Source organism: Sphingomonas oligoaromativorans (assembly GCF_011762195.1).
Taxonomy (GTDB): domain Bacteria; phylum Pseudomonadota; class Alphaproteobacteria; order Sphingomonadales; family Sphingomonadaceae; genus Solisphingomonas; species Solisphingomonas oligoaromativorans.
On record NZ_JAASQK010000005.1, the window covers coordinates 13640 to 35469 of the forward strand.

General features: G+C 67.7%; 22 protein-coding genes and 1 tRNA gene. 14 read left to right on the forward strand and 9 right to left on the reverse strand.

Annotation, left to right across the window (positions count from 1 at the left end; genetic code table 11):
• Positions 1 to 245: 245 nt before the first annotated feature.
• Positions 246 to 1556, reverse strand: a complete 1311-nt coding sequence (locus tag FHS98_RS10790; RefSeq protein WP_167104311.1) for a tyrosine-type recombinase/integrase — start codon at positions 1554 to 1556, stop codon at positions 246 to 248.
• Between the two features lie 165 nt (positions 1557 to 1721).
• Positions 1722 to 1811 (reverse strand) — tRNA-Ser (locus FHS98_RS10795).
• Between the two features lie 125 nt (positions 1812 to 1936).
• Between FHS98_RS10795 and hspQ the strand changes: the two genes are divergently transcribed.
• The 10 genes from hspQ (at position 1937) to FHS98_RS10845 (ending at position 10929) form a co-directional block, all read left to right on the forward strand.
• Entirely contained in the window at positions 1937 to 2329 is a 393-nt protein-coding gene (gene hspQ / locus FHS98_RS10800) for a heat shock protein HspQ (RefSeq protein ID WP_167104314.1), read from the forward strand.
• 126 nt (positions 2330 to 2455) lie between these two features.
• Positions 2456 to 2809, forward strand: coding sequence for a 50S ribosomal protein L21 (gene rplU / locus FHS98_RS10805; protein WP_167104317.1), 354 nt, complete (start codon positions 2456 to 2458; stop codon positions 2807 to 2809).
• 29 nt (positions 2810 to 2838) lie between these two features.
• Complete coding sequence (gene rpmA / locus FHS98_RS10810) at positions 2839 to 3108, forward strand: 50S ribosomal protein L27 (RefSeq protein WP_167104320.1); 270 nt, start codon at positions 2839 to 2841, stop codon at positions 3106 to 3108.
• A gap of 200 nt (positions 3109 to 3308) precedes the next feature.
• A complete protein-coding gene (locus FHS98_RS10815) occupies positions 3309 to 3824 on the forward strand; it encodes a GNAT family N-acetyltransferase (RefSeq protein WP_167104323.1) in 516 nt (171 codons plus the stop codon).
• Between the two features lie 229 nt (positions 3825 to 4053).
• Positions 4054 to 5112, forward strand: coding sequence for a GTPase ObgE (gene obgE, locus FHS98_RS10820; protein ID WP_167104327.1), 1059 nt, complete (start codon positions 4054 to 4056; stop codon positions 5110 to 5112).
• Between the two features lie 66 nt (positions 5113 to 5178).
• Positions 5179 to 6306, forward strand: coding sequence for a glutamate 5-kinase (gene proB / locus FHS98_RS10825; protein WP_167104330.1), 1128 nt, complete (start codon positions 5179 to 5181; stop codon positions 6304 to 6306).
• The gene (locus FHS98_RS10830; RefSeq protein ID WP_341786050.1) at positions 6303 to 7229 is read left to right on the forward strand and encodes an SDR family oxidoreductase; all 927 of its coding nucleotides are present in this window, start codon (positions 6303 to 6305) and stop codon (positions 7227 to 7229) included. Before proB ends, FHS98_RS10830 begins: the two co-directional genes overlap by 4 nt.
• Positions 7230 to 7309: 80 nt before the next feature.
• Complete coding sequence (locus FHS98_RS10835; protein ID WP_167104333.1) at positions 7310 to 7558, forward strand: acyl carrier protein; 249 nt, start codon at positions 7310 to 7312, stop codon at positions 7556 to 7558.
• Entirely contained in the window at positions 7555 to 8799 is a 1245-nt protein-coding gene (gene spt, locus FHS98_RS10840) for a serine palmitoyltransferase (RefSeq protein ID WP_167104336.1), read from the forward strand. Before FHS98_RS10835 ends, spt begins: the two co-directional genes overlap by 4 nt.
• A 93-nt stretch (positions 8800 to 8892) precedes the next feature.
• Positions 8893 to 10929 carry an ATP-binding protein gene (locus FHS98_RS10845; RefSeq protein WP_167104339.1) on the forward strand — a complete coding sequence of 679 codons (2037 nt, stop codon included), beginning with the start codon at positions 8893 to 8895 and terminating at the stop codon, positions 10927 to 10929.
• On the opposite strand, the gene FHS98_RS10850 is transcribed toward FHS98_RS10845, so the two are convergent.
• Genes FHS98_RS10850 through FHS98_RS10860 form a run of 3 tightly spaced genes read right to left on the reverse strand, consistent with a single transcriptional unit; the run spans position 10886 to position 13287 of the window.
• Positions 10886 to 11782, reverse strand: a complete 897-nt coding sequence (locus FHS98_RS10850) for a hypothetical protein (RefSeq protein ID WP_167104342.1) — start codon at positions 11780 to 11782, stop codon at positions 10886 to 10888. The two genes, FHS98_RS10845 and FHS98_RS10850, sit on opposite strands and share 44 nt — an antisense overlap.
• A gap of 6 nt (positions 11783 to 11788) precedes the next feature.
• Entirely contained in the window at positions 11789 to 12760 is a 972-nt protein-coding gene (locus FHS98_RS10855; protein ID WP_167104345.1) for a diacylglycerol/lipid kinase family protein, read from the reverse strand.
• Entirely contained in the window at positions 12760 to 13287 is a 528-nt protein-coding gene (locus tag FHS98_RS10860) for a DUF2141 domain-containing protein (protein WP_167104348.1), read from the reverse strand. Before FHS98_RS10860 ends, FHS98_RS10855 begins: the two co-directional genes overlap by 1 nt.
• A 128-nt stretch (positions 13288 to 13415) precedes the next feature.
• Between FHS98_RS10860 and lptF the strand changes: the two genes are divergently transcribed.
• The 4 genes from lptF to FHS98_RS10880 all read left to right on the forward strand — a co-directional run bounded on the left by lptF (position 13416) and on the right by FHS98_RS10880 (position 17888).
• Positions 13416 to 14627 (forward strand): LPS export ABC transporter permease LptF, encoded by a 1212-nt coding sequence (lptF, locus tag FHS98_RS10865; RefSeq protein WP_167104351.1) that lies wholly within the window; start codon positions 13416 to 13418, stop codon positions 14625 to 14627.
• Positions 14627 to 15745, forward strand: a complete 1119-nt coding sequence (gene lptG / locus FHS98_RS10870; RefSeq protein WP_167104354.1) for an LPS export ABC transporter permease LptG — start codon at positions 14627 to 14629, stop codon at positions 15743 to 15745. The genes lptF and lptG overlap by 1 nt, the downstream gene beginning before the upstream one ends.
• A 185-nt stretch (positions 15746 to 15930) precedes the next feature.
• Positions 15931 to 16644 carry a sterol desaturase family protein gene (locus FHS98_RS10875; protein ID WP_167105349.1) on the forward strand — a complete coding sequence of 238 codons (714 nt, stop codon included), beginning with the start codon at positions 15931 to 15933 and terminating at the stop codon, positions 16642 to 16644.
• Between the two features lie 74 nt (positions 16645 to 16718).
• Positions 16719 to 17888, forward strand: coding sequence for an N-acetyltransferase (locus FHS98_RS10880; RefSeq protein ID WP_167104357.1), 1170 nt, complete (start codon positions 16719 to 16721; stop codon positions 17886 to 17888).
• A 7-nt stretch (positions 17889 to 17895) separates the two neighbouring features.
• On the opposite strand, the gene FHS98_RS10885 is transcribed toward FHS98_RS10880, so the two are convergent.
• The 4 genes from FHS98_RS10885 to FHS98_RS10900 are packed head-to-tail and all read right to left on the reverse strand — an operon-like array spanning position 17896 to position 21684.
• Complete coding sequence (locus tag FHS98_RS10885) at positions 17896 to 19758, reverse strand: M20/M25/M40 family metallo-hydrolase (protein ID WP_167104360.1); 1863 nt, start codon at positions 19756 to 19758, stop codon at positions 17896 to 17898.
• A gap of 17 nt (positions 19759 to 19775) precedes the next feature.
• Entirely contained in the window at positions 19776 to 20549 is a 774-nt protein-coding gene (gene xth, locus FHS98_RS10890) for an exodeoxyribonuclease III (protein WP_167104363.1), read from the reverse strand.
• A 39-nt stretch (positions 20550 to 20588) separates the two neighbouring features.
• Positions 20589 to 20939: an iron-sulfur cluster insertion protein ErpA gene (erpA, locus tag FHS98_RS10895; RefSeq protein ID WP_167104366.1), complete on the reverse strand. Its 351-nt coding sequence runs from the start codon at positions 20937 to 20939 to the stop codon at positions 20589 to 20591.
• Between the two features lie 43 nt (positions 20940 to 20982).
• Positions 20983 to 21684 carry a M23 family metallopeptidase gene (locus FHS98_RS10900; protein ID WP_341786051.1) on the reverse strand — a complete coding sequence of 234 codons (702 nt, stop codon included), beginning with the start codon at positions 21682 to 21684 and terminating at the stop codon, positions 20983 to 20985.
• Positions 21685 to 21830 lie beyond the last annotated feature (146 nt).

Sequence of the window (21830 nt, forward strand, 5' to 3'; positions counted from 1 at the left end):
CTCTGGGCCATATCCGGCCACGGTACGCTCAAGCGGGGGATGTCCGCTTCTGACGGAAGCTACCGTTGACGGGCGTCATGGGGAATGGCGGCCCCGTCCCAGAGGGTGCCATCGAGACTCAGATCAACGCGCCCCTAAAGGCGAGACATTTCCTCAAACATCGCATTCAAATGCCGTACAAGTCGCCGCGAACAGTTGCGGGCCTGATGCACAATTGAACACGACCGATGTCAAATTGGGCTGTTCTAAGCGCGCACCGCCCTCCGCGGCATATCGTCGATGCCGCGGATATTGTGCCTGCGAGACAACTGGATCAGTTCGGTTGGAGCGACAAGATCTGCAGCGATCATGTCTGCCCACGCGTTCGCCAATTCACGGCGACGAGGCATGTAGGCCGCCCGGTTATAGGCTTTCTCGACTTTATTGGTTGGAACGTGCGCGAGCATGAGGTCGATCACCGCTCGATCATCAGGTCGTCCGTGCCGCTGCGCCCACTCGTTCATGATGGTGGAAAAGACAGCGCGAAACCCATGAGGAACATGGCGGCCGTGGTAACCCGCGCGGTTCAAGAGATAGCCCAAGGCATTCTCGCTCATCGGCCTGTGGCTATGGCGCGCATTCGGAAACACGAGCTTCCCTCCACCGCTAATTCGCCGCACCTCTCTCAGCACTGCGACGCTCTGCGGTGCGAGCGGCACGAGGTGATCCCCATCCAGTTCGTCCTTGCGATCCAACGTCCCCTTCATCCGGCTCGCGGGGATCCGCCATAGGGGAGCCTTCCCGTCGAGTTCCTCGAACTCGTCCCAGACGGCACCGCGTAGTTCGCTCGGTCGCACGGCTGTCAGCGCAATGAATCTCAGCGCCAGCCTCGTCACCGGTCTGGCGGGATCTTCATCCACCGCCGCCAGCATCTTCCGGAGCGCCACGATATTGGTAATCGCTGGCTGCCGCCCCTTCCTGGGCATGGGCTTCAAGGCCGCCCCCACCTTTTCCGCCGGGTCGTGATCCGCCAGCCCACCGGCGATGGCGTAAGAGAAGACAGCCGAGATTCGCTGCCGCGTCCGCCTGGCCGTTTCGATCGCCGAGCGATCTTCGATCGAACGGAGCACCTGGAGAATCACAGGGGGTGTCAGATCGCGGAGCGGCAAGGAGCCTATCTTCGGAAAAACGTCGCGCTCCAGACTTCGAAGGATATCGGCCGCATGCACCTTCGCCCACTGCGACGCATTGATGTCATGCCACTCCCGAGCAACCTTCTCGAAAGTCAGTCGCGACGCCTCGATGTTAGCCTGCTTCCTCAATTTCCTCGCGACGCCCGGATCCAGCCCCGCCGAGAGCAATCGCCTCGCCTCATCACGCTGCTCGCGAGCAGCCGCTAGGCTGATGAGCGGATAGGCCCCGATCGAGAGGAGCTTCTCCCTCCCATCGAAGCGATACTTCCAGCGCCAATGGCGGCCACCGGCGGGCGAGACGGCGAGGTAGAGCTGATGCGCGTCGAAGAGCTTGTAGGGTTTCTCGCGCGGCGCGGCCGCTCGTATCTTGGCATCCGAGAGCATTGGCGATCCGATACCCCATTTCCAGGAATCGATACCCCGCCTGACACCCTCGGTTCGCGTGGAGGCGTGCGAACGCTCAGGGCCGACGAGGCCCCGAAACCCTCCGGAAACCGGAACTTTTTGTCAATGTGGGTGGACTGGGGCGAACCCCTGGGAACGAGCGAATGGCGGAGAGGGTGGGATTCGAACCCACGGTGAGCTTGCACCCACAACGGTTTTCGAGACCGTCCCAATCGACCACTCTGGCACCTCTCCGCGAGATCGCTGACGGGCCGTCAAAGGCGCCGTCATGGTCGTGAGGCGCGGCCATTAGCGACACTTTCCGGGCTTGCCAAGCGTCAATCGCTTGCCTCGCACAATAAGCGCCCTAGATAAGATCCATGGACACTCATTCCGACATTGCCGTGCGCCCCTCCAACGCCCCCGAAGCCCTGCTGGCGGCGCCCAGCATCGTCCATGCGCGATTCTCGGTCGGCGACATCGTGCGCCACCGGCTGCTCGATTTTCGCGGCGTCGTGTTCGACATCGATCCCGTCTTCGCCAACACCGAGGAATGGTATCAGGCGATTCCCGAGACGATCCGGCCGCCCAAGGACCAGCCCTTCTATCATCTGCTCGCCGAGAACGCCGAATCGAGCTATGTCGCCTATGTCAGCCAGCAGAATCTGGTGGCCGATCGCAGCGAGGAGCCGGTCGAGCATCCCGCGCTCGAGGGCCTGTTCGAGGGATTCACCGAAGGGCGCTACACGCTGCGGCGCGAGCATCGCCACTGAGCGCCATCCACCGTCGCTTTTCATTGACAGTCAGGCCCGAATCCCTTAGCGGGCCAGCTTTCCGCGTGGGGCCGCGGGGCGACCCGCCTCATCCCGCGTGCCAAGTCTAGAACTGAAGAGAGAGCCATGTTCGCTATCGTGCGCACGGGCGGCAAGCAGTATCGCGTCGCCGCCGGAGACAAGATTGTCGTCGAGAAGCTCGCGGGCGAAGCCGGCGAGACTGTGACGCTGGACGACGTTCTGTTCGCCGGCGAGAACGGCGAAGCCAAGGCGACCGATGGCCTCTCGGTGTCCGCCAAGATCATTGCGCAGGCGCGCGGTGAGAAGGTGATCGTTTTCAAGAAGCGTCGCCGCCACAACTATCGTCGCCGCAACGGCCATCGCCAGTATCACACGATCCTCGAGATCGTGTCGGTCGGCGGCGCGGCCCCGAAGGCGAAGAAGGCCAAGGCCGAAACCGCCGCGGCGGCGGAAGCCTGAGCGCGAACGAGCCCAAGGAGTAATCGACAATGGCACATAAGAAAGCAGGCGGCTCCTCGCGCAACGGTCGCGATTCGGCTGGCCGTCGCCTCGGCGTCAAGAAGTTCGGTGGCCAGGAGGTCATCGGCGGCAACATCATTATCCGCCAGCGCGGCACCAAGGTGTACGCCGGCGTGAACGTCGGCATGGGCAAGGACCACACCCTGTTCGCGCTGACCGACGGCCGCGTGCGTTTCCATGACGGCAAGCTTGGCCGCAAATATGTGTCGGTAGACCAGCTCGCGCAGGCTGCCGAGTAAGTCGGACGATCATGGGGATCGTCCGCAGGGGCGATCTCCGGGTTCTGCTTTAAGGGCGGAATCCAAGAGGGAGACGGGTCGCCCCGTCTCCCTTTCTTTTTGTCTCCCCGCTGAAACTTTCTGTCGTAACCCCGTAACCTCCTTCGCCTAAAGGCGTTGTCGGGCGGAGGGGTGCGGAGAGGCAAAAAAGAGATACCGCCATGTTTGCAAGGACCGAACGGCTGCTGCTGCGGCCGGGTTGGGGCGAGGATGCCCCGGCCTTTTTCAACGCGATCGCGGATGAGGCGATCGTCGACAAGCTGCCGGGCACGCCCTGGCCCTATCGCGCCGAAGACGCCGAAGCCTATCTCGCGCGGGACAAGGCGCCGGGCGATCTGCCGGAACTGCTGATCTATGCCCGCACGCACGGCGCGCCCCGGCTCGTCGGCGGCATCGCGCTGCGCGAGGATGGCGAGGACAGCGCGGAGCTGGATTACTGGATCGCGCGCCCCTGCTGGGGGCTCGGCTTCGCCACCGAGGCTGGCAAGGCGGTGGTCGACATGGCGCGCGAGGGGCTTCGGCTGCGGTCGCTGCGGTCCGGCCATTTCGCGGACAATCCCGCGTCCGGCCGCGTGCTCGAGAAGCTCGGCTTCGTTCCCACGGGTGAAGTCGAGAAGCGCTGGAGCGCGGTGCGGGGCGAGAAGGTGGACTGCCTGATGTACGCCCTCGCCGCCTGAGCGATCCGGCGGGGAGCGGCGCATCCTCCCCGCCTCGCTCGCCACCGATTCGGGACGCGGGCTACCCTCGCCCGATCCGCGAATCGCCGGCGCGCGGCGCTGCGCATCCGCGGGGGTGGCGCTGGAAGCCGATTCCCGCTATGGGCCGCCCTTTCGCGACGAATGGCCTTGTCGCCCGGCTCGATCCGGGGCGATCCGCCTTGTCGCCACGCCGACCGTTGGACCGCCCATGCATTTTCTCGACCAGGCCAAGATCTTCATCCGCTCCGGCGCCGGCGGCCCCGGCGCGGTCTCCTTCCGGCGCGAGAAGTTCGTCGAATATGGCGGCCCGGACGGCGGCAACGGCGGCAAGGGCGGCGATATCGTCTTCGAGGCCGTACCCGGCCTGAACACGCTGATCGACTTCCGCTACACCCAGCATTTCCGCGCCCCGCGCGGCAAGGGCGGCTCGGGCTCGAACCGCACAGGCGGCGGCGGCGACGATCTCATCATCCGCGTCCCCGTCGGCACCCAGCTTCTCGACGAGGATCGCGAGACGGTGCTGGCGGACTTCACCGTTCCCGGCCAGCGGCAGATCTTCCTGCGCGGCGGCGATGGCGGGCGCGGCAACCTTACCTACAAGACCTCCACCAACCGCGCCCCGCGCCAGCACGGGCCGGGCTGGCCGGGCGAGGAGATGTGGGTGTGGCTGCGCCTGAAGCTGCTGGCGGACGCGGGCCTCGTCGGCCTGCCCAACGCCGGCAAGTCGACCTTCATCAACGCCGTCACCAATGCCAAGGCGAAGGTAGGCGACTATCCCTTCACCACCGTGCGCCCGCAGCTCGGCGTGGTCAGCCATCGTGATCGCGAGTTCGTGCTGGCCGACATTCCCGGCCTGATCGAAGGTGCGGCGGACGGCGCCGGCATCGGCGACCGCTTCCTCGGCCATATCGAGCGGTGCCGCGTGCTGCTCCATCTGGTCGACGCCGATGGCGAAGACCCGATCGAGGCCTATCGCGTCGTACGCGAGGAGCTGGCGGCCTATGGCGCAGGCCTGGACGACAAGATCGAGGTGCTCGCGCTCAACAAGATCGATGCGATCGACGACGAAGAGATGCGCGAGGAGCTGATGGACATGCTGGAGGAGGAGAGCGGCGTGCGCCCCCTCCCCCTCTCCGGCGCGACCGGCGAAGGCCTCGCCGCCGTGCTCGACCGGCTGATCGAGGCGATCGGTCCGGTCGGCGGCACGTCCGCAGAAAGCGCCCATTCGAGCGCGACGGACGAAGAGACGCCCTGGTCCCCATTGTGAGGCGGCGCCGTTCCGCCTAAGCGAACGGTTCCCTCCTGTTTCTTGCCGGTGGCGTCTGCTGACACGATGACTCGCGCCGAACGCTTTGCCCCTGCTTCCTGTCCCGTGCTGGTCGTCAAGATCGGCTCGGCGCTGCTCGTCGATCCGGCCGGCCATGTCCGGCGGGACTGGCTGGCGGGCGTCGTCGCCGATATCGCCGCGGCGCACGCCGCCGGCCAGCGCATCATCGTCGTCTCCTCGGGCGCGATCGCGCTCGGTGCGCGCCGTCTCGGGCTTCCGGGCGGCGGGCGCGCCAGCCTCGAAGACGCGCAGGCCGCCGCCGCGACCGGCCAGATCGCGCTGTCCCATTGCTGGGCGGAGCTGCTCGGCAGCCATGGCCTCACCGCCGCGCAGATGCTGGTGACGCTCGACGATCTGGAGGATCGCCGTCGCTATCTCAACGCCAGCGCCACCTTCGCGCGCCTGCTCTCGCTGGGCGTGGTGCCCGTGGTCAACGAGAACGATACGGTCGCGACCGAGGAAATCCGCTTCGGCGACAATGACCGGCTTGCCGCGCGCGTGGCGCAGGCGTCCGGCGCGGGCGGCGTGATCCTGCTCTCCGACGTCGACGGCCTCTACACCGCCAATCCGCAGCGCGATCCGAACGCCAAGCTGATCGAGGAAGTCCCCGTGCTCGACGCCGCCACCATGGCGATGGCGGACACCGGCTCGGCCTCGGGCATGGGTTCGGGCGGCATGGTCGCCAAGTTGCAGGCCGCGCGCATCGCCCATGCGGCGGGCGCGCACCTCGCCATCGTCACCGGCCGGCGCGACCATCCGCTCGCCGCCTTCGCCGCCGACGGGCGCGGCACGATCTTCCCGGCCGCCGGTGGTTCGGGCGCGCGCAAGGCATGGCTCGCCGGGCGGCTGACCGCACGCGGGCGCATCCTGATCGACGCCGGTGCGGCGGAAGCGCTCCGCAATGGCGCGAGCCTGCTCTCGGCCGGCGCGACCGCCATCGAGGGCGTGTTCGATCGTGGCGACGTGGTGGATATCCTCGGCCCCGACGGCCATGCCATCGCCCGAGGCCTTTCCGAATATGATACCGATGAAGCCCGCATGATCGCCGGCCGCCGCACGGGCGAGCTGGCCGACATCCTCGGCCACGCGCCGCGCGCCGCGCTGGTCCACCGCGACCATATGGTGATGCTGTGAGGAACCGGTATCGCACGCTCGCCATCACCGGCGGCACCGGCTTTGTCGGCCGCCACCTGATCGACGCGGCGCTGGCGCAGGGCCATCTCGTCCGCGCGCTCACCCGCTCGCCCCGCCCGCCGCGCGACGGCGTGCAGTGGATCTACGGCTCGCTGGAGAAGCCGCAGGCGCTGGGCCAGCTCGTCGCGGGCGCCGACGCGGTGATCCATGTCGCCGGCACGATCAACGCGCCCGACAAGGCCGGCTTCGCGCTCGGCAATGTCGAGGGCACGCTGGCGATGGTGGATGCGACGCGCGCCGCAGGCATCCGACGCTTCGTCCATGTCTCCTCGCTCGCCGCGCGGGAGCCGAAACTGTCGCATTATGGCTGGTCCAAGGCGCGCTCGGAGATCATCGTCGCGGCGTCCGCGCTGGACTGGACGATCGTGCGCCCGCCCGCCGTCTTCGGCCCCGGCGATCGCGAGATGCTGGAGCTGTTCCGCGCCGCCCGGCGCGGCATCGTGCCGCTGCCCCCCGGCGGCAATCTCTCGGTGATCGCGGCACAGGATCTGGTGCGCCTGCTGCTGGCCGTGCTGCCCGACGGCGAGGACAGCCACGCCGCCATCTACGAACCCGACGACGGCCGCCCCGGCGGCTGGACCCATGCCGAGTTCGCGCAGGCGATCGGGCACGCGGTCGGCAAGCGCGTGCGGCCTCAGCCCGTCCCCGCCTGGGCGATGCGCGCGGGCGCCAGGATCGATGCCCTGCTGCGCGGCGCCAACGCCAAGCTGACCGAGGATCGGGTGCGCTATTTCCTGCACGACGACTGGGTCGTGAACCCCGATTTCCGCCCGCCCGCGCATCTGTGGCGGCCTCAGCTCGCCACCGTCGACGGGCTGGCCATCGCCGCCGAAAGCTATCGCGAGGAAGGGCTGCTCGCCTGAACGGCGCCGCCACGCCCCTGCCCCGTTACCGCCGCAATCGCTTGGCAAGCAGCCCTCGCCGAGACTAAGGATCTGACCCCATGACCGACCGTGCCGAAACCTTCGCCAAGGTGGAGGAGCTGATCGCCCCCTTCAACAAGAAGGGCATCGCGCTCAGCGAGACCACCCGCTTCGCCCAGGATCTGGAGTGGGACAGCCTCACCGTCATGGATTTCGTGGCCGCGATCGAGGATGAGTTCGACATCATCATCACGATGAACATGCAGGCCGAGATCGAGACCATCGGCCAGCTCGTCGACGCGGTCGAAACGCTGAAGGCCAAGGCATGAGCGAAACAGCCCTCCAGTCCGCCGACGCGCCGGTGCAGGCGCCGGACCTCTTCTCGAAGTTCGACGGCCTGATCGCCGAGCGCGAGGCGCTGCTCTCCACCGGCGTGCGCGATCCCTTCGCGATCGTGATGGACAAGGTGCTCTCGCCCACCGAGGCGATCATCCAGGGCAAGCCCACCATCCTGCTCGGCACATACAACTATATGGGCATGACGTTCGACCCGGACGTCATCGCCGCCGGCAAGAAGGCGCTGGACGAGTTCGGCTCGGGCACCACGGGCAGCCGCGTGCTGAACGGCACCTACCAGACGCACAAGGAATGCGAGGACGCGCTCAAGGAGTTCTACGGGACCGAGCACGCCATGGTCTTCTCGACCGGCTATCAGGCCAATCTCGGCATGATCTCGACGCTGGCCGGCAAGGGCGACTACATCATCCTCGACGCCGACAGCCACGCCTCGATCTATGACGGCTGCTGGCTCGGCAATGCCGAGATCGTGCGCTTCCGCCACAATTCGGTGGAAGACCTCGACAAGCGCCTCGGCCGCCTGCCCAAGGAAGCGGGCAAGCTGGTGGTGCTGGAGGGCGTCTACTCGATGCTCGGCGACATCGCGCCGCTGCCCGAGATGGTCGCCGTCGCCAAGAAGCATGGCGCGATGATCCTGTGCGACGAGGCCCATGGCATGGGCTTCTTCGGCGAGCATGGCCGCGGCGTCTATGAGCAGATGGGCGTCGAGAAGGATATCGACTTCGTGGTCGGCACCTTCTCCAAGTCGGTCGGCACGGTGGGCGGCTTCTGCGTGTCGAACCATCCGAAGTTCGACGTGCTGCGCCTCGTCTGCCGTCCGTACGTCTTCACCGCCTCACTGCCGCCGTCGGTGGTGGCGACGGCCGCCACCTCGATCCGCAAGTTGATGCACGCGCAGGACAAGCGTGAGCATCTGTGGAAGAACAGCCGCCGCCTCCACAAGGGCCTGCGCGATCTGGGCTTCACGCTCGGCACCGAGGAGGCGCAGTCGGCCATCATCGCCGTCATCCTGCCCGATCAGGAGCAGGCGGTCGGCATGTGGGCGACGCTGCTCGAACTCGGCCTCTATGTGAACATGGCCCGCCCGCCCGCGACGCCTGCGGGAACCTTCCTGCTGCGCTGTTCGCTGTGCGCGGAACACCGTGACGAGCAGGTCGGGCAGATCATCGAGATGTTCGCCAAGGCCGGCCGAACCGTGGGTTGCATCGCCTGAAGGGTCAGCCCGGACCGCCTCTGCGGTTCGGGCCTTCCCCAATTGCGTTTCCCGGCCTAAAATCGGGATATGGGCCTAGGGGAGAGCGAACGCGTGGACCAGCCGGTCTTCAGCGGGAATGGGACGGACGATCCCGCGGCCTATCGCCGCTGGATCACGCCGCTCAACGTCGGCCTTCTGGTCGGCGCGCTGCTGGCTGCCACATTCATCATCGTCCTCATCATCCAGGTCGCGGCCTCCAACACCGACCGCGACCGCGCGCTCGAACGTGAGCGCCACAGCTACGACGTCATGCTGGTCACGCGCTCGATCGACAGCGCCATGGCCCGCGCCGAGGCCTCGCTCGGCCGCTTCGCCACCAGCGGCGATCGCGGCATGGGCACGAGCTATTACAACGACTGGCTTCAGGCCGGCACGCTCATCACCCAGCTTCAGGACATGGCGAGCCATGATCCCGACGAGACGCGGCTCGTCCGCCAGCTCCGCACGCTCTACGACGCGCGGGGCCGCGAACTCGGCCTCACGGCGACGCGCGCTTATTACAAGCAGGGCTGGCCCGCGCTGCTGCTGTTCAACAATGCCGGCCATTCCAAGCTGATCTCGGACATCAAGCGCTCGCTCGACGCCATCACCGAGCATGAGCGCGACGTCCTCCAGAGCCGCTACGACCAGTCGGACGCGGCGGCCAGCCAGTCCAACCATCTCGCCAAGCTGCTGTCGCTGACCGGCGTGCTGCTGGTGGTGGCGGCAGGCATCCTGGCGTGGCTGGCGTGGAATGCGATCGTCACCCGGCGCCACGCCCGCGAGGAGGCCGAAGCCGCCGACGATCGTGCCGCGTGGCTCGAACATGCCGTCGCCGAGCGCACCCGCGCCCTCTCCGACGCCAATGATCGCCTCCACCGTGAGATGACCGAGCGCGCGGCGGCCGAGGCGCAGCTCCGCCAGATGCAGAAGATGGAGGCCGTGGGCCAGCTCACCGGCGGCATCGCGCACGACTTCAACAACATGCTTGCCGTCGTCGTCGGCGGCCTCGATCTCGCCAAGCGCCGGCTGGAGACCGAAGCCGAGGAAGTCGGCCGCCATATCGACAACGCCATGGAAGGCGCCAACCGCGCCGCCGCGCTCACCCGCCGCCTGCTCGGCTTCGCCCGCGCCGAGCCGCTGCTGCCCGAGGCGATCAATCCCAGCGAGCTGATCGAGGGCATGTCCGAGCTGATCGATCGCACGCTGGGCGAGCGCGTGACGGTGGAGACGATCGTCGAGCGGGACGTCTGGCCGGTGTGGGTCGATCCGCTCCAGCTCGAGAATGCGATCCTCAACCTCGCCGTCAACGCCCGCGATGCCATGGACGGTGCCGGCCTGCTCGAGATCGCGGTCGCCAACTGCACGCTGGCGGCGCGCGAGGTGGGGCAGGCGCCGGCGGGCGACTATGTCCGCATCGCCGTCACCGACAATGGCTCCGGCATGACGCCCGAGGTGCAGGAGCGCGTGTTCGAGCCCTTCTTCACCACCAAGCCGGTGGGCAAGGGCACGGGCCTCGGCCTCAGCCAGATCTTCGGCTTCGTGCGCCAGTCCGCGGGCGAGGTGGCGATCCGTTCGGCGGTGGGCGAAGGCACCACCGTCTCGCTCTACCTGCCGCGCGGCCGCGGCAAGGCGTTGCCCGCGATCGCGCCCGCCACCATCGCCCCGCGCCCGCCCGAGCGGCTGCCCGTCCGCGCCACCGAGCCCACCGATCCGCAGGGCGAGCCCGTACTGGTGGTGGAGGACGATCCGCGCGTCCGCGTCGCCACCATCGCCGCCATCGAGGAGCTGGGCTACCGCGCGATCGGCTGCTCCAGCGGCGAGGAGGCGCTCGACCTGCTCGCCAGCGAAGGCGACGTCCGCCTGATGATAACCGACGTGGTGATGCCGGGGATGACCGGCCCGGAACTCGGCGCCGCCGTCCGCAAGCGCCACCCGCATATCGCGATCCTGTTCGTGACGGGTTATGCCGGCGAGGCCGGGGAAAGCGATCTCGCGGGGCAGGCCGTGCTGCGCAAGCCGTTCACCGTCTCCGCGCTTGAACGCGCCGTCGGCGACGCGCTGGCTAACGCACCGCACCTCCCGAGAGGAGCCGCGGCAGCAGAGTGATCGCACCGAGGATCGGCCAGCGGCGCTGCCACGGCTTGATTGTGATCGCGGTGCCGGCGTGGCGATTGATCTTCCACGCCAGATAATCGATCCCGCCAGCGAAGGTGGCGCTGGCCTTGGCGAGCCGCAGCAAGGTGAGCCGCTTGCCGCGCCGCTGGGTCCGCCGCCAGCCCTTGAGGGCGGCGTCGCGCGGCTGCTTCGCGGTGGGAAGCGCCCTCGCCTCCTCCAGCACTGGCGCGGTGAAACGGCGATAGCGCTCGGGGTCGGCATCGACGATGCTGCCGGAGCGCGTCTTGCGCTCGGCGCGCAGCTCGGCGGCGTAGGTCAGCGCGAAGGCCGCGCGCCACAGATCGAGCGGTTCCGAAGGCTCCGGGTCCAGCGTCGGCAATGTGCGCGCGATCAATGTCGGCGCGGCCCGAGCCACCGCCGCGATCACCGCTCTCCGCGCCGCCTCGTCGGCCACCCAGGCCAGCCGCGCCGGCTGGGCGAAACGCGCCCAGACCGAGGGATTGTCCGTCTCCACCCCGGTGAGCCGCGCGAAGTCCGCCTCGCTCAGCACGGCATATTTGGCCGCCAGCCCGTCCGCCTCGAAGGGGAAGACATTGGGCGGCACCAGCCGGTTCGCCGTCGCCAGCCAGCCGCCGCCATAGGCCGCGCGATAATCCGACACGATCAGGTAGAAATCGAGCATCAGCCCGTCGAGCTGGCTCTCGCGCAGGCAGGAACCATAGAACAGCACCGCCCTCGCGACCCCCGGATAGCGGGCCGCCACCGCCGCCGCGAGCGCCGCCGCGCGCGGCTCGATCGGCTCCGCCAGCTCGGCGGCGACCAGCCGCGACAGCGCCTCCGCCACGGGAAATTACGCCGCGAGGCTGAGGAACGGCACCGGATCGGTGGGCTTCAGCACGATCGCGCCGCCATTGCGCGCCTCGAACAGCTCGCCGTCGAGGATCACGCTGGAACGCTCGCCCTCGATGCGGATCTCGTCGCCGCGCTCGATATGGACGCCGTTCAGCCGCTGGCGGCCGAGCCGGCCGAAGATGCTGGCGAAGGTGGCGCCCAGCAGCGAACCCGGCCGCTGCTCCACCATCATGAGCTGGAGCTTGCCCGCCTTGTCGCCCTGCGCCTGCTTCCAGCCGAGCAGCAGCCGATGCAGCGTCGTCACGATCAGCAGCGCGAAGGTGCCGGTCACCACGCCCTGTTTGAGCACCGAGACGGAAACCGTCTTGGGCTTGGGCGGCAGGAAATGCGCGCGCACGCCGAAGATCATCGTGAACAGGATCGCGACCGCGGTCAGCACATGGCTGATCGTGTTGGGCAGGCCCAGCGGATAGATCTTGTTGCGGCAATAGAGCATCGAATCGGCGAGCCCGGCGCCGCCGAGGAACATGCCCAGCACCGGCCGCTGATTGGCCTCGCCGTTCGACAGCGCGATCAGCTCGCGCGCCACGATATGCGGCGCGAGATCGGTGCGCGCGATCTCCATGATCCGCTCCAGCGCGGCCAGCGGATCGCCGACCGCGCCCAGATCGAGCGCGATCAGGTTGGTCTTGCCGTTGGGCAGCACCGCGACCGGCGGCGGCGTGGTGCCGAAATGGTCGCCATGATAGAGTTCGGTCAGCGTCGCCTGGACGGTGCCGTCGCCACCGTTGATGACGAGGATCTTGGGCCGGACGCGCGCGATGGTGCGCAGCGCATCGCCGATCTGCTCGACCTCCTCGACCTCATAATGGAACACGTCGCGATGTTCGGCGCAGAACGCACGCACCCGCGGCAACAGCGACCGGTTGCCGGTCGACCGCGGATTGGAAAGAAGAGCAACACGAGCCATCAGCTAGCCGCCTCGACCGGGCGGAAGGAGCCGCCCGCCAGATAGTTGAGCGTGATCGGAACCGTCTTCACGCCATGACCGACCTCGACCGACACCTCGCTCGGCGCCGGCTTGCGCTTCAGCATCAGGTCGAACAGCGAAAGGTGCGGATTGCCCGACATGCCGCCGCCGTCGGACTTGCCGGTCTTGCCCGTGCCGTCCACGTCATGGCGCACCGACACCGCATAGCGGCCCGGCCCCGGCACCGTCATGCAGACGTCGAGCGGGCCGGAGTCCGGCACCTTCACCTCGACGCGCTTCAGATAGGTGCCCTTGTCGAAATAATGCTCGGGATCGCCGCCATAGGATTGCACGCGGATGGTGCCGGTGCGGGCCTTGAAGCCGGTGATATGGACCAGCATCGCCGGTTCGCCGGCGGGGCAGACGGCGGGCGCGGTCGTCGTGCCCGGAGCGGCGCGCGCCACGACCGGCAGCGCCATGGCGGCGGCCAGCATCACGGCAACGGCACGGACCCGAACTTTGGACATGACCTCGCATCTCCCGGAAGCTATAGGCTCGTGGATCGGGCGGACGGGATCGACGATCCTGTCCTCTCTCCACGGGTGCTAGATCGGCTGCAATTGCGGCCGGAAAATGGTCATGAGGCGTCCAAACCTTGAGATTTCTGACGCTGAACGATCGCTATGTGGCCCGGCTCATCGCAGTGCCGCTCGTCGCCACGCTGCTGCTCGCGGCGATGCTGCTGCTGCTCGACAAGATGCTCCGGCTGTTCGATTTCGTGGTGCGCGAAGGCGGGCCGGTGAGCGTCGTGTGGGAGATGCTTGCCAACACCATCCCCGAATATATGTCGCTGGGCATCCCGATCGGTTTGATGCTCGGCACCCTGCTCGCCTTCCGCAAGCTGGCGCTCTCCTCCGAGCTGGACGTGCTGCGCGCGCTGGGGGTGAGCTATGGCCGGCTGCTCAAGGTGCCCTATCTCTACGCGATCGGCCTTGCGCTCGTGAATCTGCTGATCGTCGGCTTCGTCCAGCCTTATTCGCATTATGCCTATGAAGGCCTGCGCTACGAGCTGCGGTCGGGCGCGCTCGGCGCCTCGATCAAGGTCGGCGAGTTCACCAAGCTCGGCAGGAAGGAGACGCTCCGCATCGAGCGCAGCCAGAATGGCGGGCGCGACCTGTCGGGCATCTTCGTCCACGCCGAGGGCGAAGGCGGCAAGACCTTCGCCGTGACCGCCGAGCACGGCACCTTCCTCGCGACGGACGATCCCGACACGATCATCTTCCGCCTGCACAACGGCGTGCTCGTCAACAACGCGCCCAATTTCAAGACGCCGCGCGTGCTCTCCTTCACCAGCCACGATCTGCCGGTCGAGCTGCCCAAGGTGGACAGCTTTCGCCATCGCGGCGGCATCAACGAGGAGCTGACCGTGCCCGAGCTGGTCCGCACCGGGCATAGCGGCAAGGTGACCCCGCAGGAACGCGCGCAGAGCCGTGCCGAATTCCACTTCCGCATGGTGGAGGTGGCGATCATGTTCCTGCTGCCGATGCTGTCGGTGGCGCTGGCCGTGCCGCCCAAGCGCTCGTCCTCGGCGCTCGGCGTGTTCCTGTCGATCGTGATGATCGTGACCTATCACAAGATCAACCAATATGCCGCCGCCGTGGCCGCGCTGGGCAAGATCAACCCGATCCTCGCGCTGTGGGTGCCCTTCGCGCTGTTCTCGCTGCTGATCTGGTGGATGTACCACACGCTGGCGCACAAGCCGGGCGGCCAGCCGATCGGCGCGCTGGAGCGCGTCGCCGCGCGGACGGGCAAGTTCGTCAAGCGCTGGACCAATTTCGGCCGCCGCCGCAGCCAGGTGACCGCCTGATGACGCCCGAGTTCCAGTTCTTCCCGTCCAGGACACTCTCCTGGTACATGGCCAAGGCCTTCCTGATCCGCTCGGCCGCCGTGCTGGCGGCGCTGGTGATCGTGCTCCAGACGCTCGATCTGCTCGGCGAATCGGGGGATATCCTCGCCTATCAGGGCAATGGCGACGCGCAGTTGTGGCATTATGTGGCGCTGCGGCTGCCGCAGATCATCGCGCGCTTCCTGCCCTTCTCGGTGCTGCTGGGGACGCTCATCACGCTGGTGACGCTCAACCAGAATTCGGAAGTGATCGCGATGAAGGCGGGCGGCGTTTCCGCGCACCAGATCCTCGCCCCGCTGGTGATCGCCAGCATGGGCATCGCGGTGCTGTCCTTCACCTTCAACGAGCGCATCGTCACCCGCGCCACCGCGACGCTGAACGCGTGGCAGGACGTGAATTACGGCCCCGCCCCCAAGGGCCGCGGCATCCCCACCAACGTATGGGTGCGCGACGGGGACGACATCGTCCATGCCGATCAGGCGACCGGCCACGGCAACGGCGTCCACCTCACCGGCGTGACCGTCTATGATCGTGACGGCGGCGAGCTGCGCCGCATCTTCAAGGTGGCCTCCGCCGTCGCCAAGCCCGGCCCCAACGGCACGACCGCCGGCTGGACGGCCACCGACGTCACCATGTTCGACGTCGTCACCGGCACCGAGCGGAAATTCCCGACCTATGCGTTCGGCGCCCACGTCACGCCCGACCAGTTCACGCTGGCCGACATTTCCGCCGACGAGCGCTCGCTGTCGGATCTCGGCTCCGCCATCGACGATCTGAGCGAGGCCGGCCGTCCGACGGGGCCGCTGCGCACGGGCTGGTGGCATAAGATATCCGGCCCGCTCTCCTCGCTGCTGATGCCGCTGCTGGCGGGCGTGGCGGCGTTCGGCCTCGCGCGATCGGGCGCGCTGTTCGTCCGCGCGGTGATCGGCATGGCGCTCGGCTTCGCCTATTTCGTGGCGGACAATTTCGCCGTCGCCATGGGCAATCTTGGCGCCTATCCGCCCTTCCTCGCGGCGTGGGCGCCTTTCCTCCTGTTCTTCCTCATCGGCGAGACGGTGCTGATCCGCACCGAGGAATGACCGGCGGCAGCCGCCTTGCGCGCTGCCATCCCCGTCACAAGCCTGCCCCAATCGCGCCGCATTGCCCGAGCATAGGGCCTGGCTGGGGAGTCGAGGCAAGCGCACGGCACAAGGACGTTGAGTAAGTGAGCACCACCACCATCCGCCGCAAAGGCTTCTGGTCCCAGTCGCATTATCTCGACCGGATGACCTTCAAGGATCTGGTGGTCGCCTACCTCCAGTATCCGGCGATCATCATCTATCTCGGCCTCGCCGCCGTCTCGATCGGCGCCTGGTTCTATCAGCCCGCCTCGATCGGCCGCTCGCTGCTGGCGATCGCGGTGTCGGTGCTGCTCTTCCCCGTGGTCTGGTATTTCCTGCATCGCTGGGTGCTGCATTCGCAGTGGATGTGGAAGGTGCCGTGGCTGGCTGGCACCTGGAAGCGCATCCATTACGATCACCACCAGGATCCGAACCATCTCGAGGTGCTGTTCGGCTCGCCGGCCAACGTCGTGCCGACCGTCGCTCTCGCGACCATTCCGGTCGGTTACGCGATCGGCGGCTTCGGCGGCGCTGCGGCGGCGTTCGCGACGGGCCTGATCCAGACCTGCGTGAACGAGTTCTTCCACTGCATCCAGCACCTCGCGTACAAGCCGAAGAACAAGTGGCTGTCGATGATTAAGCAGCGCCACATGGAGCATCATTTCCACGACGAGAACGGCAATTACGGCATCACCAACTATTGGTGGGACCATCTGGCCGGCACCTATTATGCCGGCGCGTCCGCCCGCAAGAAGAGCCCGACCGTCTTCAACCTCGGCTATACCGACGAGATCGCCGAGAAATACCCGAAGGTGCGCGATCTTTCGGGCGGCATCACCTCCACGGCCGAATTCCGCCGCCGCAACAAGGCCGGCTGAACAACAAACGCCTAGACACGCGCCCGTCATCGCCTAAGGCTCCGCCCCGAGAACGGGAAGCTAAGGGACTGACAATGGCGGGCGCGATCCAGATCATCGAGGCGAAGACGAAGGCCGAGAAAAAGCGCTACGTCGACGTCCAGTTCCGCCTCAATTCCAGCGACCCCGCCTGGATTCCGCCGCTCAAGGCCGAGGTGATGGGCCTCATCACGCCGGGCGAGAATCCCTGGTTCGGCCACGGCCATGGCGGCTTCTTCATCGCCACCCGCGACGGCCGCGACGTCGGCCGCATCTCCGCCCAGATCGACCATCTCTGGGCCGACATGCCCGAAAGCCAAGGCGGCGGCAAAGCCACCGGCAACTGGGGCATGTTCGAGGCGGAGGATGCCGAGGTCGGCGCGGCCCTCATCGCCCATGCCGAGGCGTGGCTGCGCAAGGAGGGTATGAACCGCGCCGTCGGCCCGATCTCCATCTCCATCTGGGACGAGCCCGGCCTGCTGGTGAAGGGGCACGACCACTCCCCCACCGTGATGATGGGCCACAACAAGGCCATCTACGAACAGTGGATCGAGGCCGCCGGCTACAAGGGGATCAAGGATCTCCACACCTATGAGCTGGACATCTCGAAGCAGTTTCCGCCGCTGATCCAGCGCATCGTGGCGTCGGGCGAGCGCAATCCGCGCATCACCATCCGCATGGTGGACAAGACCAGGTTCGCGGAGGAAGCGGCGCTGGTGCTCTCGATCCTCAACGATGCCTGGTCGGACAACTGGGGCTTCGTGCCGCTGACCGACGACGAGATCGCCTATGCCGGCAAGAAGCTGAAGCCGATCGTCTTCAACGAGCTGATCCGCATCGCCGAGGTGGAGGGCGAGCCTGTCGCCTTCATGATGACGCTGCCGGACCTCAACGAGATGCAGGCGGACCTGAACGGCGAACTCTTCCCGTTCGGCTTCATCAAGCTGTTGTGGCGCCTCAATGGCGGCTTCTCGGGCAAGCCGCAGGTGCGCACGATGCGCGTGCCGCTGATGGGCGTGAAGAAGAAGCTCCAGGCGACGCGCCTCGCCTCGCAGCTCGCCTTCATGATGATCGAATATATCCGCCGCGATTCAGTCGCCAAGTTCGGCGCCTCGCGCGGCGAGATCGGCTGGATCCTGGAAGACAATCAGGGGATGGTCTCGATCGCGGAGGCGATCGACAGCCATATCAACCGCGTCTACCGCATCTACGACAAGGCGCTCTGAGCGGGTCTTATTTGTCGAGGCTGTAGGCCGGGATCGTCGGCGCGATCGGATCGGTGCGGACATGCATCGCGATCGCGCCCGCCATCACCAGCAGCACGGCAGGCACCACCAGCGCCCAGCGCGGCGCCCGCTCGCACCGCGCCAGCGGCCAGAAGGCCGCAGCCAGCACGAGCAGGAAGAGGGCGACCATCTCCGGCAGCCCCGCGCCGATGCCGAGGAAGGCGAGATGGGCCAGCGGCAGCAGCGGTGCGCTCACCGCCGCCGCGCCCGCGGCGACGACCATCCAGCCTGCGGCACGCGCGAGCGGCGCGTCCACCCAGGCAACGATCATCGCGACGAGCGCCAGCAAGAGCGCGGGAACGGCCAGCAGCCACGCCGCCAGCGGCGCCGCCGCCTGCGCGCCCAACGCCCCCAGCAACAGCACGCCGATCAGCGCGAGCCAGCCGCCCCATAGCCCTTCCCCTGCACGAGGCGCGAACCACGCCGCCGCCATCCCCGCCAGCAAGCAGGGCAGCACCAGCCCGAGCCGCCCTCCCAGCACCAGATCGAGCAGCCCCAGCGCGAGGATGGGCAGCAGGCCCACCGCCCGATAGCGCGACCGTCGCAGCAGGACCATGCCGCCCAGCACCGCCAGACCGGCCAGCACCGCCTGCGCCTCCAGCATAGGGAGGGCCGCCAGACGATCATAATAATTCGGGTGCCGGGCACTGCCGGAGAGCAGGTTCAGCGCGTTCAGGGCCAGCGTCGCGTGGCTCATGAGCCAGACCGGCAGCGCCAGCCCCTCACCGACGGATCGCAAGCTCAGCAGACCCGCCCGTCGAACGCCCAGCCCCGCCACGAACAGCGCCACCGCCGCGCCGATCAGCAGCCACCAGCCGGTCGCGATGCCATAATGGGCCATCCCCGCGCCGCCGATGTCGAAGAAGACGGCATCCGCGCTCCGCCCCGGCAGCGTCGGCGCGAAGGCGAGCGCGGAGACGATGCCCAGCGCCTGATCGCCCATGTCCTGCACGGATCGCGGATCGAGCCGATCGATCGTCGCGCGCGGCGAATGATAATATTGCGGCCGCCCCATGATGGCGAAGTTGAAGCCCGGCAGCCCCTTCTCGCGCACGAGCGTGAAATCGGTGTCGTTGGGCATCCGGCGATAGGCCATGACGGACAGCGAGTTGGCCACCGGATGCGCGACGCTCTTCGCGAACAGCGCCATCATCGCGCCGTTGGCAGCCCCCGTCTCGAACATGGTGGCGCGACCGCCGGCGCCCCGCGCCTCCAGATTCACCACCACGCCGACATGCGCCGCCGCGCCGTCGCGAGGCCAGAAGTCCCGCGCGCCGGAGAGGCCGATCTCCTCGCCGTCGGTGAATAGCACGACCACGTCGCGCGCCGGCGCGCCCTTCGCCTTGATCGCGCGAAGAATCTCCAGCGCCGATGCGACGCCGATGCTGTCGTCGCCGCTGCCGGGCGAGCCCCAGACCGTGTCGTAATGCGCCATCAGGGCGACGGCGGGCAGCGTGCGATCCCGTCCCGGCAACACCGCGAGCAGGTTGACCACGTCGTTGGAGATCACCTCCGCGCCGGTCCAGCGGCGGAGCGTCTTCGCGCCACGCGGATCGATCAGATAGCGCCGCTCCTCCGGGCTCAGCCCGAGCGCGCGCAGGCGGGTGACGAGATGATCCCGAACCCGCGCATTGTCGGCGCTGCCGGTGGGATGCGGGCGCATCGCGATCGCATGGACGTCCGCCATCGCCCGCCCGGCCGAGAAGACCGTGGGCGGTGCCGACGCCGGGACGACGGACGGCGGCATCGCCGCCCGGAGGCCGATGAACAGCGTGACGAGGACTGCCAGCAGCAGCGCCCCGACCCGCACGACGCGCCCGCCCTCGCTCAGCGCAGCTCTACCCAGGCAGGCGCGTGATCGGACGCCTTCTCGCGCCCGCGCACATGCTTGTCGATATTGGCGTCCACCAGCCGGTCCGCCGCCTGCGGGGAGAGCAGCAGATGGTCGATGCGGAAGCCCGCATCGCGCGCCCAGGCACCGGCCTGATAGTCCCAGAAGCTGTACATCCGCGCGGGCTCGGGATGGCGGGCGCGGATCGCGTCGGTCCAGCCCTGATGGATCAGCGATCGGAACGCCGCCCGGCTCTCCGGCTGCATCAGCGCGTCACTGGCCATGGCGCTGACCGAGAAGGTGTCGAGATCGGTCGGGATGACGTTGTAGTCGCCCGCCAGCACCACCGGCCGCTCCTCGGCCAGCAACTCGCGCGCGTGGATCTGGAGGCGGCGCATCCAGTCGAGCTTGTAGTCGAACTTGGGGCCGGGCTGCGGATTGCCGTTAGGCAGGTAGATCGAGGCGACGACCACGCCGTCCACCTCCGCCTCGATATAGCGGCTCTGCACATCCTCGGGATCGCCCGGCAGCCCGCGCCGCCGCTCGGCCGGCAACTGCCCCCGCGCGAGCACCGCCACGCCGTTGAAGCCCTTCTGGCCATGCCAGACGACGCCATAGCCGGCATCCTCGATGGCGGATTGGGGGAATTTGTCGCCCTCGGCCTTCAGCTCCTGAAGGCAGGCGACGTCGGGCTTCGCCTCCTCCAGCCATTCGAGCAGGCGAGGCAGGCGGGCATTGATCCCGTTGACGTTGAATGTGGCGATACGCATCCGGGCATTCCTAGCCCGGTCACGCGCCCGCCGGAAGGGTCAGATCGAGAAGCTGGAACCGCAGCCGCAGCCGGAGGCCGCCTGCGGATTCTCGACGCGGAAGGCCGCGCCGCCGAGCGACTCCACATAATCGACGTGCGAGCCGCGCACGAGATCGAGGCTGACCGAATCCACCACCAGCGTCACGCCGTCACGGATGGCCGTGACATCATCCTCGGCCACCGTATCGGCCAGGCCGAAGACATATTGGAAACCGGCGCAGCCGCCGCCGTCCACCGACAGGCGCAGCATCGCGGGCTTGCCCTGCTTCGCGGCGATCGCGGCCACGCGGGCGGCGGCGGCGGCGGTCAGGTCGATCGGAGCCAGGTCGATGGCGGTCTGTTCGGTCATGGAAGCGAGATAGGAGCCCGAGGGCGTCGGATCAACGGGTCGATCAGTCGGCGTCGGGGTCTTCGGGGCCGCCCATCGCCATCTGCGGCTCGCCCTTGCGGGTCGGCGCGGTGCGGTTCTGGAGGGCGGTCAGGTAATCGGCGGTCTGGAGGAAGGGCATCGGGTTCACGGCGCGGCCGTCGATGCGGACTTCGTAATGGAGATGGCTGCCGGTCGAACGGCCGGTCGAACCCATCAGCGCGATCAGGTCGCCGCGATGCACGCGCTGGCCGTCATGTACGAGAATCTGCGAGAGATGGCCGTAACGGGTCTCAAGGCCCTTGCCATGCTCGATCTGGACGAGGTTGCCATAGCCGCCGGCGCGCTCGGCGCGGCTGACGATGCCGTCGGCGGTCGCATAGACCGGGGTGCCGACCGGCGCCGCCATGTCGAGGCCCGGATGCATCGCCGCGGTACCGCGGAACGGATCGGTGCGGACTCCGAAGGACGAGGTGTAGCGGAATTCCTTGACCGGCTTCTGGGAGGGGACAGAAACCAGGCCGCCATGGGGCACCGCGTCCATGCGCTTCCAGCTATCGAACAGCGAGCGGAACATGGGATCGGCCTTGGCGCCGAGCGTGGTGGTGGAGACGGCGTCGAAGGCGCCGACCGAAGCCGTGGCGGTCGCGGTCGCCGGATCGGCGGCCAGCGCCGGGCTCGCCGCCAGCACGCCCATCGCCAGTGCAGCGGTGGAAATGATTTTCACGGAGCGGCGAAGCGCGGGGAACCGAACGATGCCGGCCGCGTTGATGTCATGGTTGATTGTCAAGCTCACGATACGATCCACCTTGCACAGACCCCCGTCAGAGGGCCCCTCCCCCCGGCGCGTGGCGCTTCTTTTGTCTTGCCGCT

Coding starts and splice junctions, on each gene's coding strand:
- FHS98_RS10790 (WP_167104311.1), bottom strand. CDS start 1,556: ATGCTCTCGGATGCCAAGATACGAGCGGCCGCGCCGCGCGAGAAACCC.
- hspQ (WP_167104314.1), top strand. CDS start 1,937: ATGGACACTCATTCCGACATTGCCGTGCGCCCCTCCAACGCCCCCGAA.
- rplU (WP_167104317.1), top strand. CDS start 2,456: ATGTTCGCTATCGTGCGCACGGGCGGCAAGCAGTATCGCGTCGCCGCC.
- rpmA (WP_167104320.1), top strand. CDS start 2,839: ATGGCACATAAGAAAGCAGGCGGCTCCTCGCGCAACGGTCGCGATTCG.
- FHS98_RS10815 (WP_167104323.1), top strand. CDS start 3,309: ATGTTTGCAAGGACCGAACGGCTGCTGCTGCGGCCGGGTTGGGGCGAG.
- obgE (WP_167104327.1), top strand. CDS start 4,054: ATGCATTTTCTCGACCAGGCCAAGATCTTCATCCGCTCCGGCGCCGGC.
- proB (WP_167104330.1), top strand. CDS start 5,179: ATGACTCGCGCCGAACGCTTTGCCCCTGCTTCCTGTCCCGTGCTGGTC.
- FHS98_RS10835 (WP_167104333.1), top strand. CDS start 7,310: ATGACCGACCGTGCCGAAACCTTCGCCAAGGTGGAGGAGCTGATCGCC.
- spt (WP_167104336.1), top strand. CDS start 7,555: ATGAGCGAAACAGCCCTCCAGTCCGCCGACGCGCCGGTGCAGGCGCCG.
- FHS98_RS10855 (WP_167104345.1), bottom strand. CDS start 12,760: ATGGCTCGTGTTGCTCTTCTTTCCAATCCGCGGTCGACCGGCAACCGG.
- FHS98_RS10860 (WP_167104348.1), bottom strand. CDS start 13,287: ATGTCCAAAGTTCGGGTCCGTGCCGTTGCCGTGATGCTGGCCGCCGCC.
- lptG (WP_167104354.1), top strand. CDS start 14,627: ATGACGCCCGAGTTCCAGTTCTTCCCGTCCAGGACACTCTCCTGGTAC.
- FHS98_RS10875 (WP_167105349.1), top strand. CDS start 15,931: ATGACCTTCAAGGATCTGGTGGTCGCCTACCTCCAGTATCCGGCGATC.
- FHS98_RS10880 (WP_167104357.1), top strand. CDS start 16,719: ATGGCGGGCGCGATCCAGATCATCGAGGCGAAGACGAAGGCCGAGAAA.
- xth (WP_167104363.1), bottom strand. CDS start 20,549: ATGCGTATCGCCACATTCAACGTCAACGGGATCAATGCCCGCCTGCCT.
- erpA (WP_167104366.1), bottom strand. CDS start 20,939: ATGACCGAACAGACCGCCATCGACCTGGCTCCGATCGACCTGACCGCC.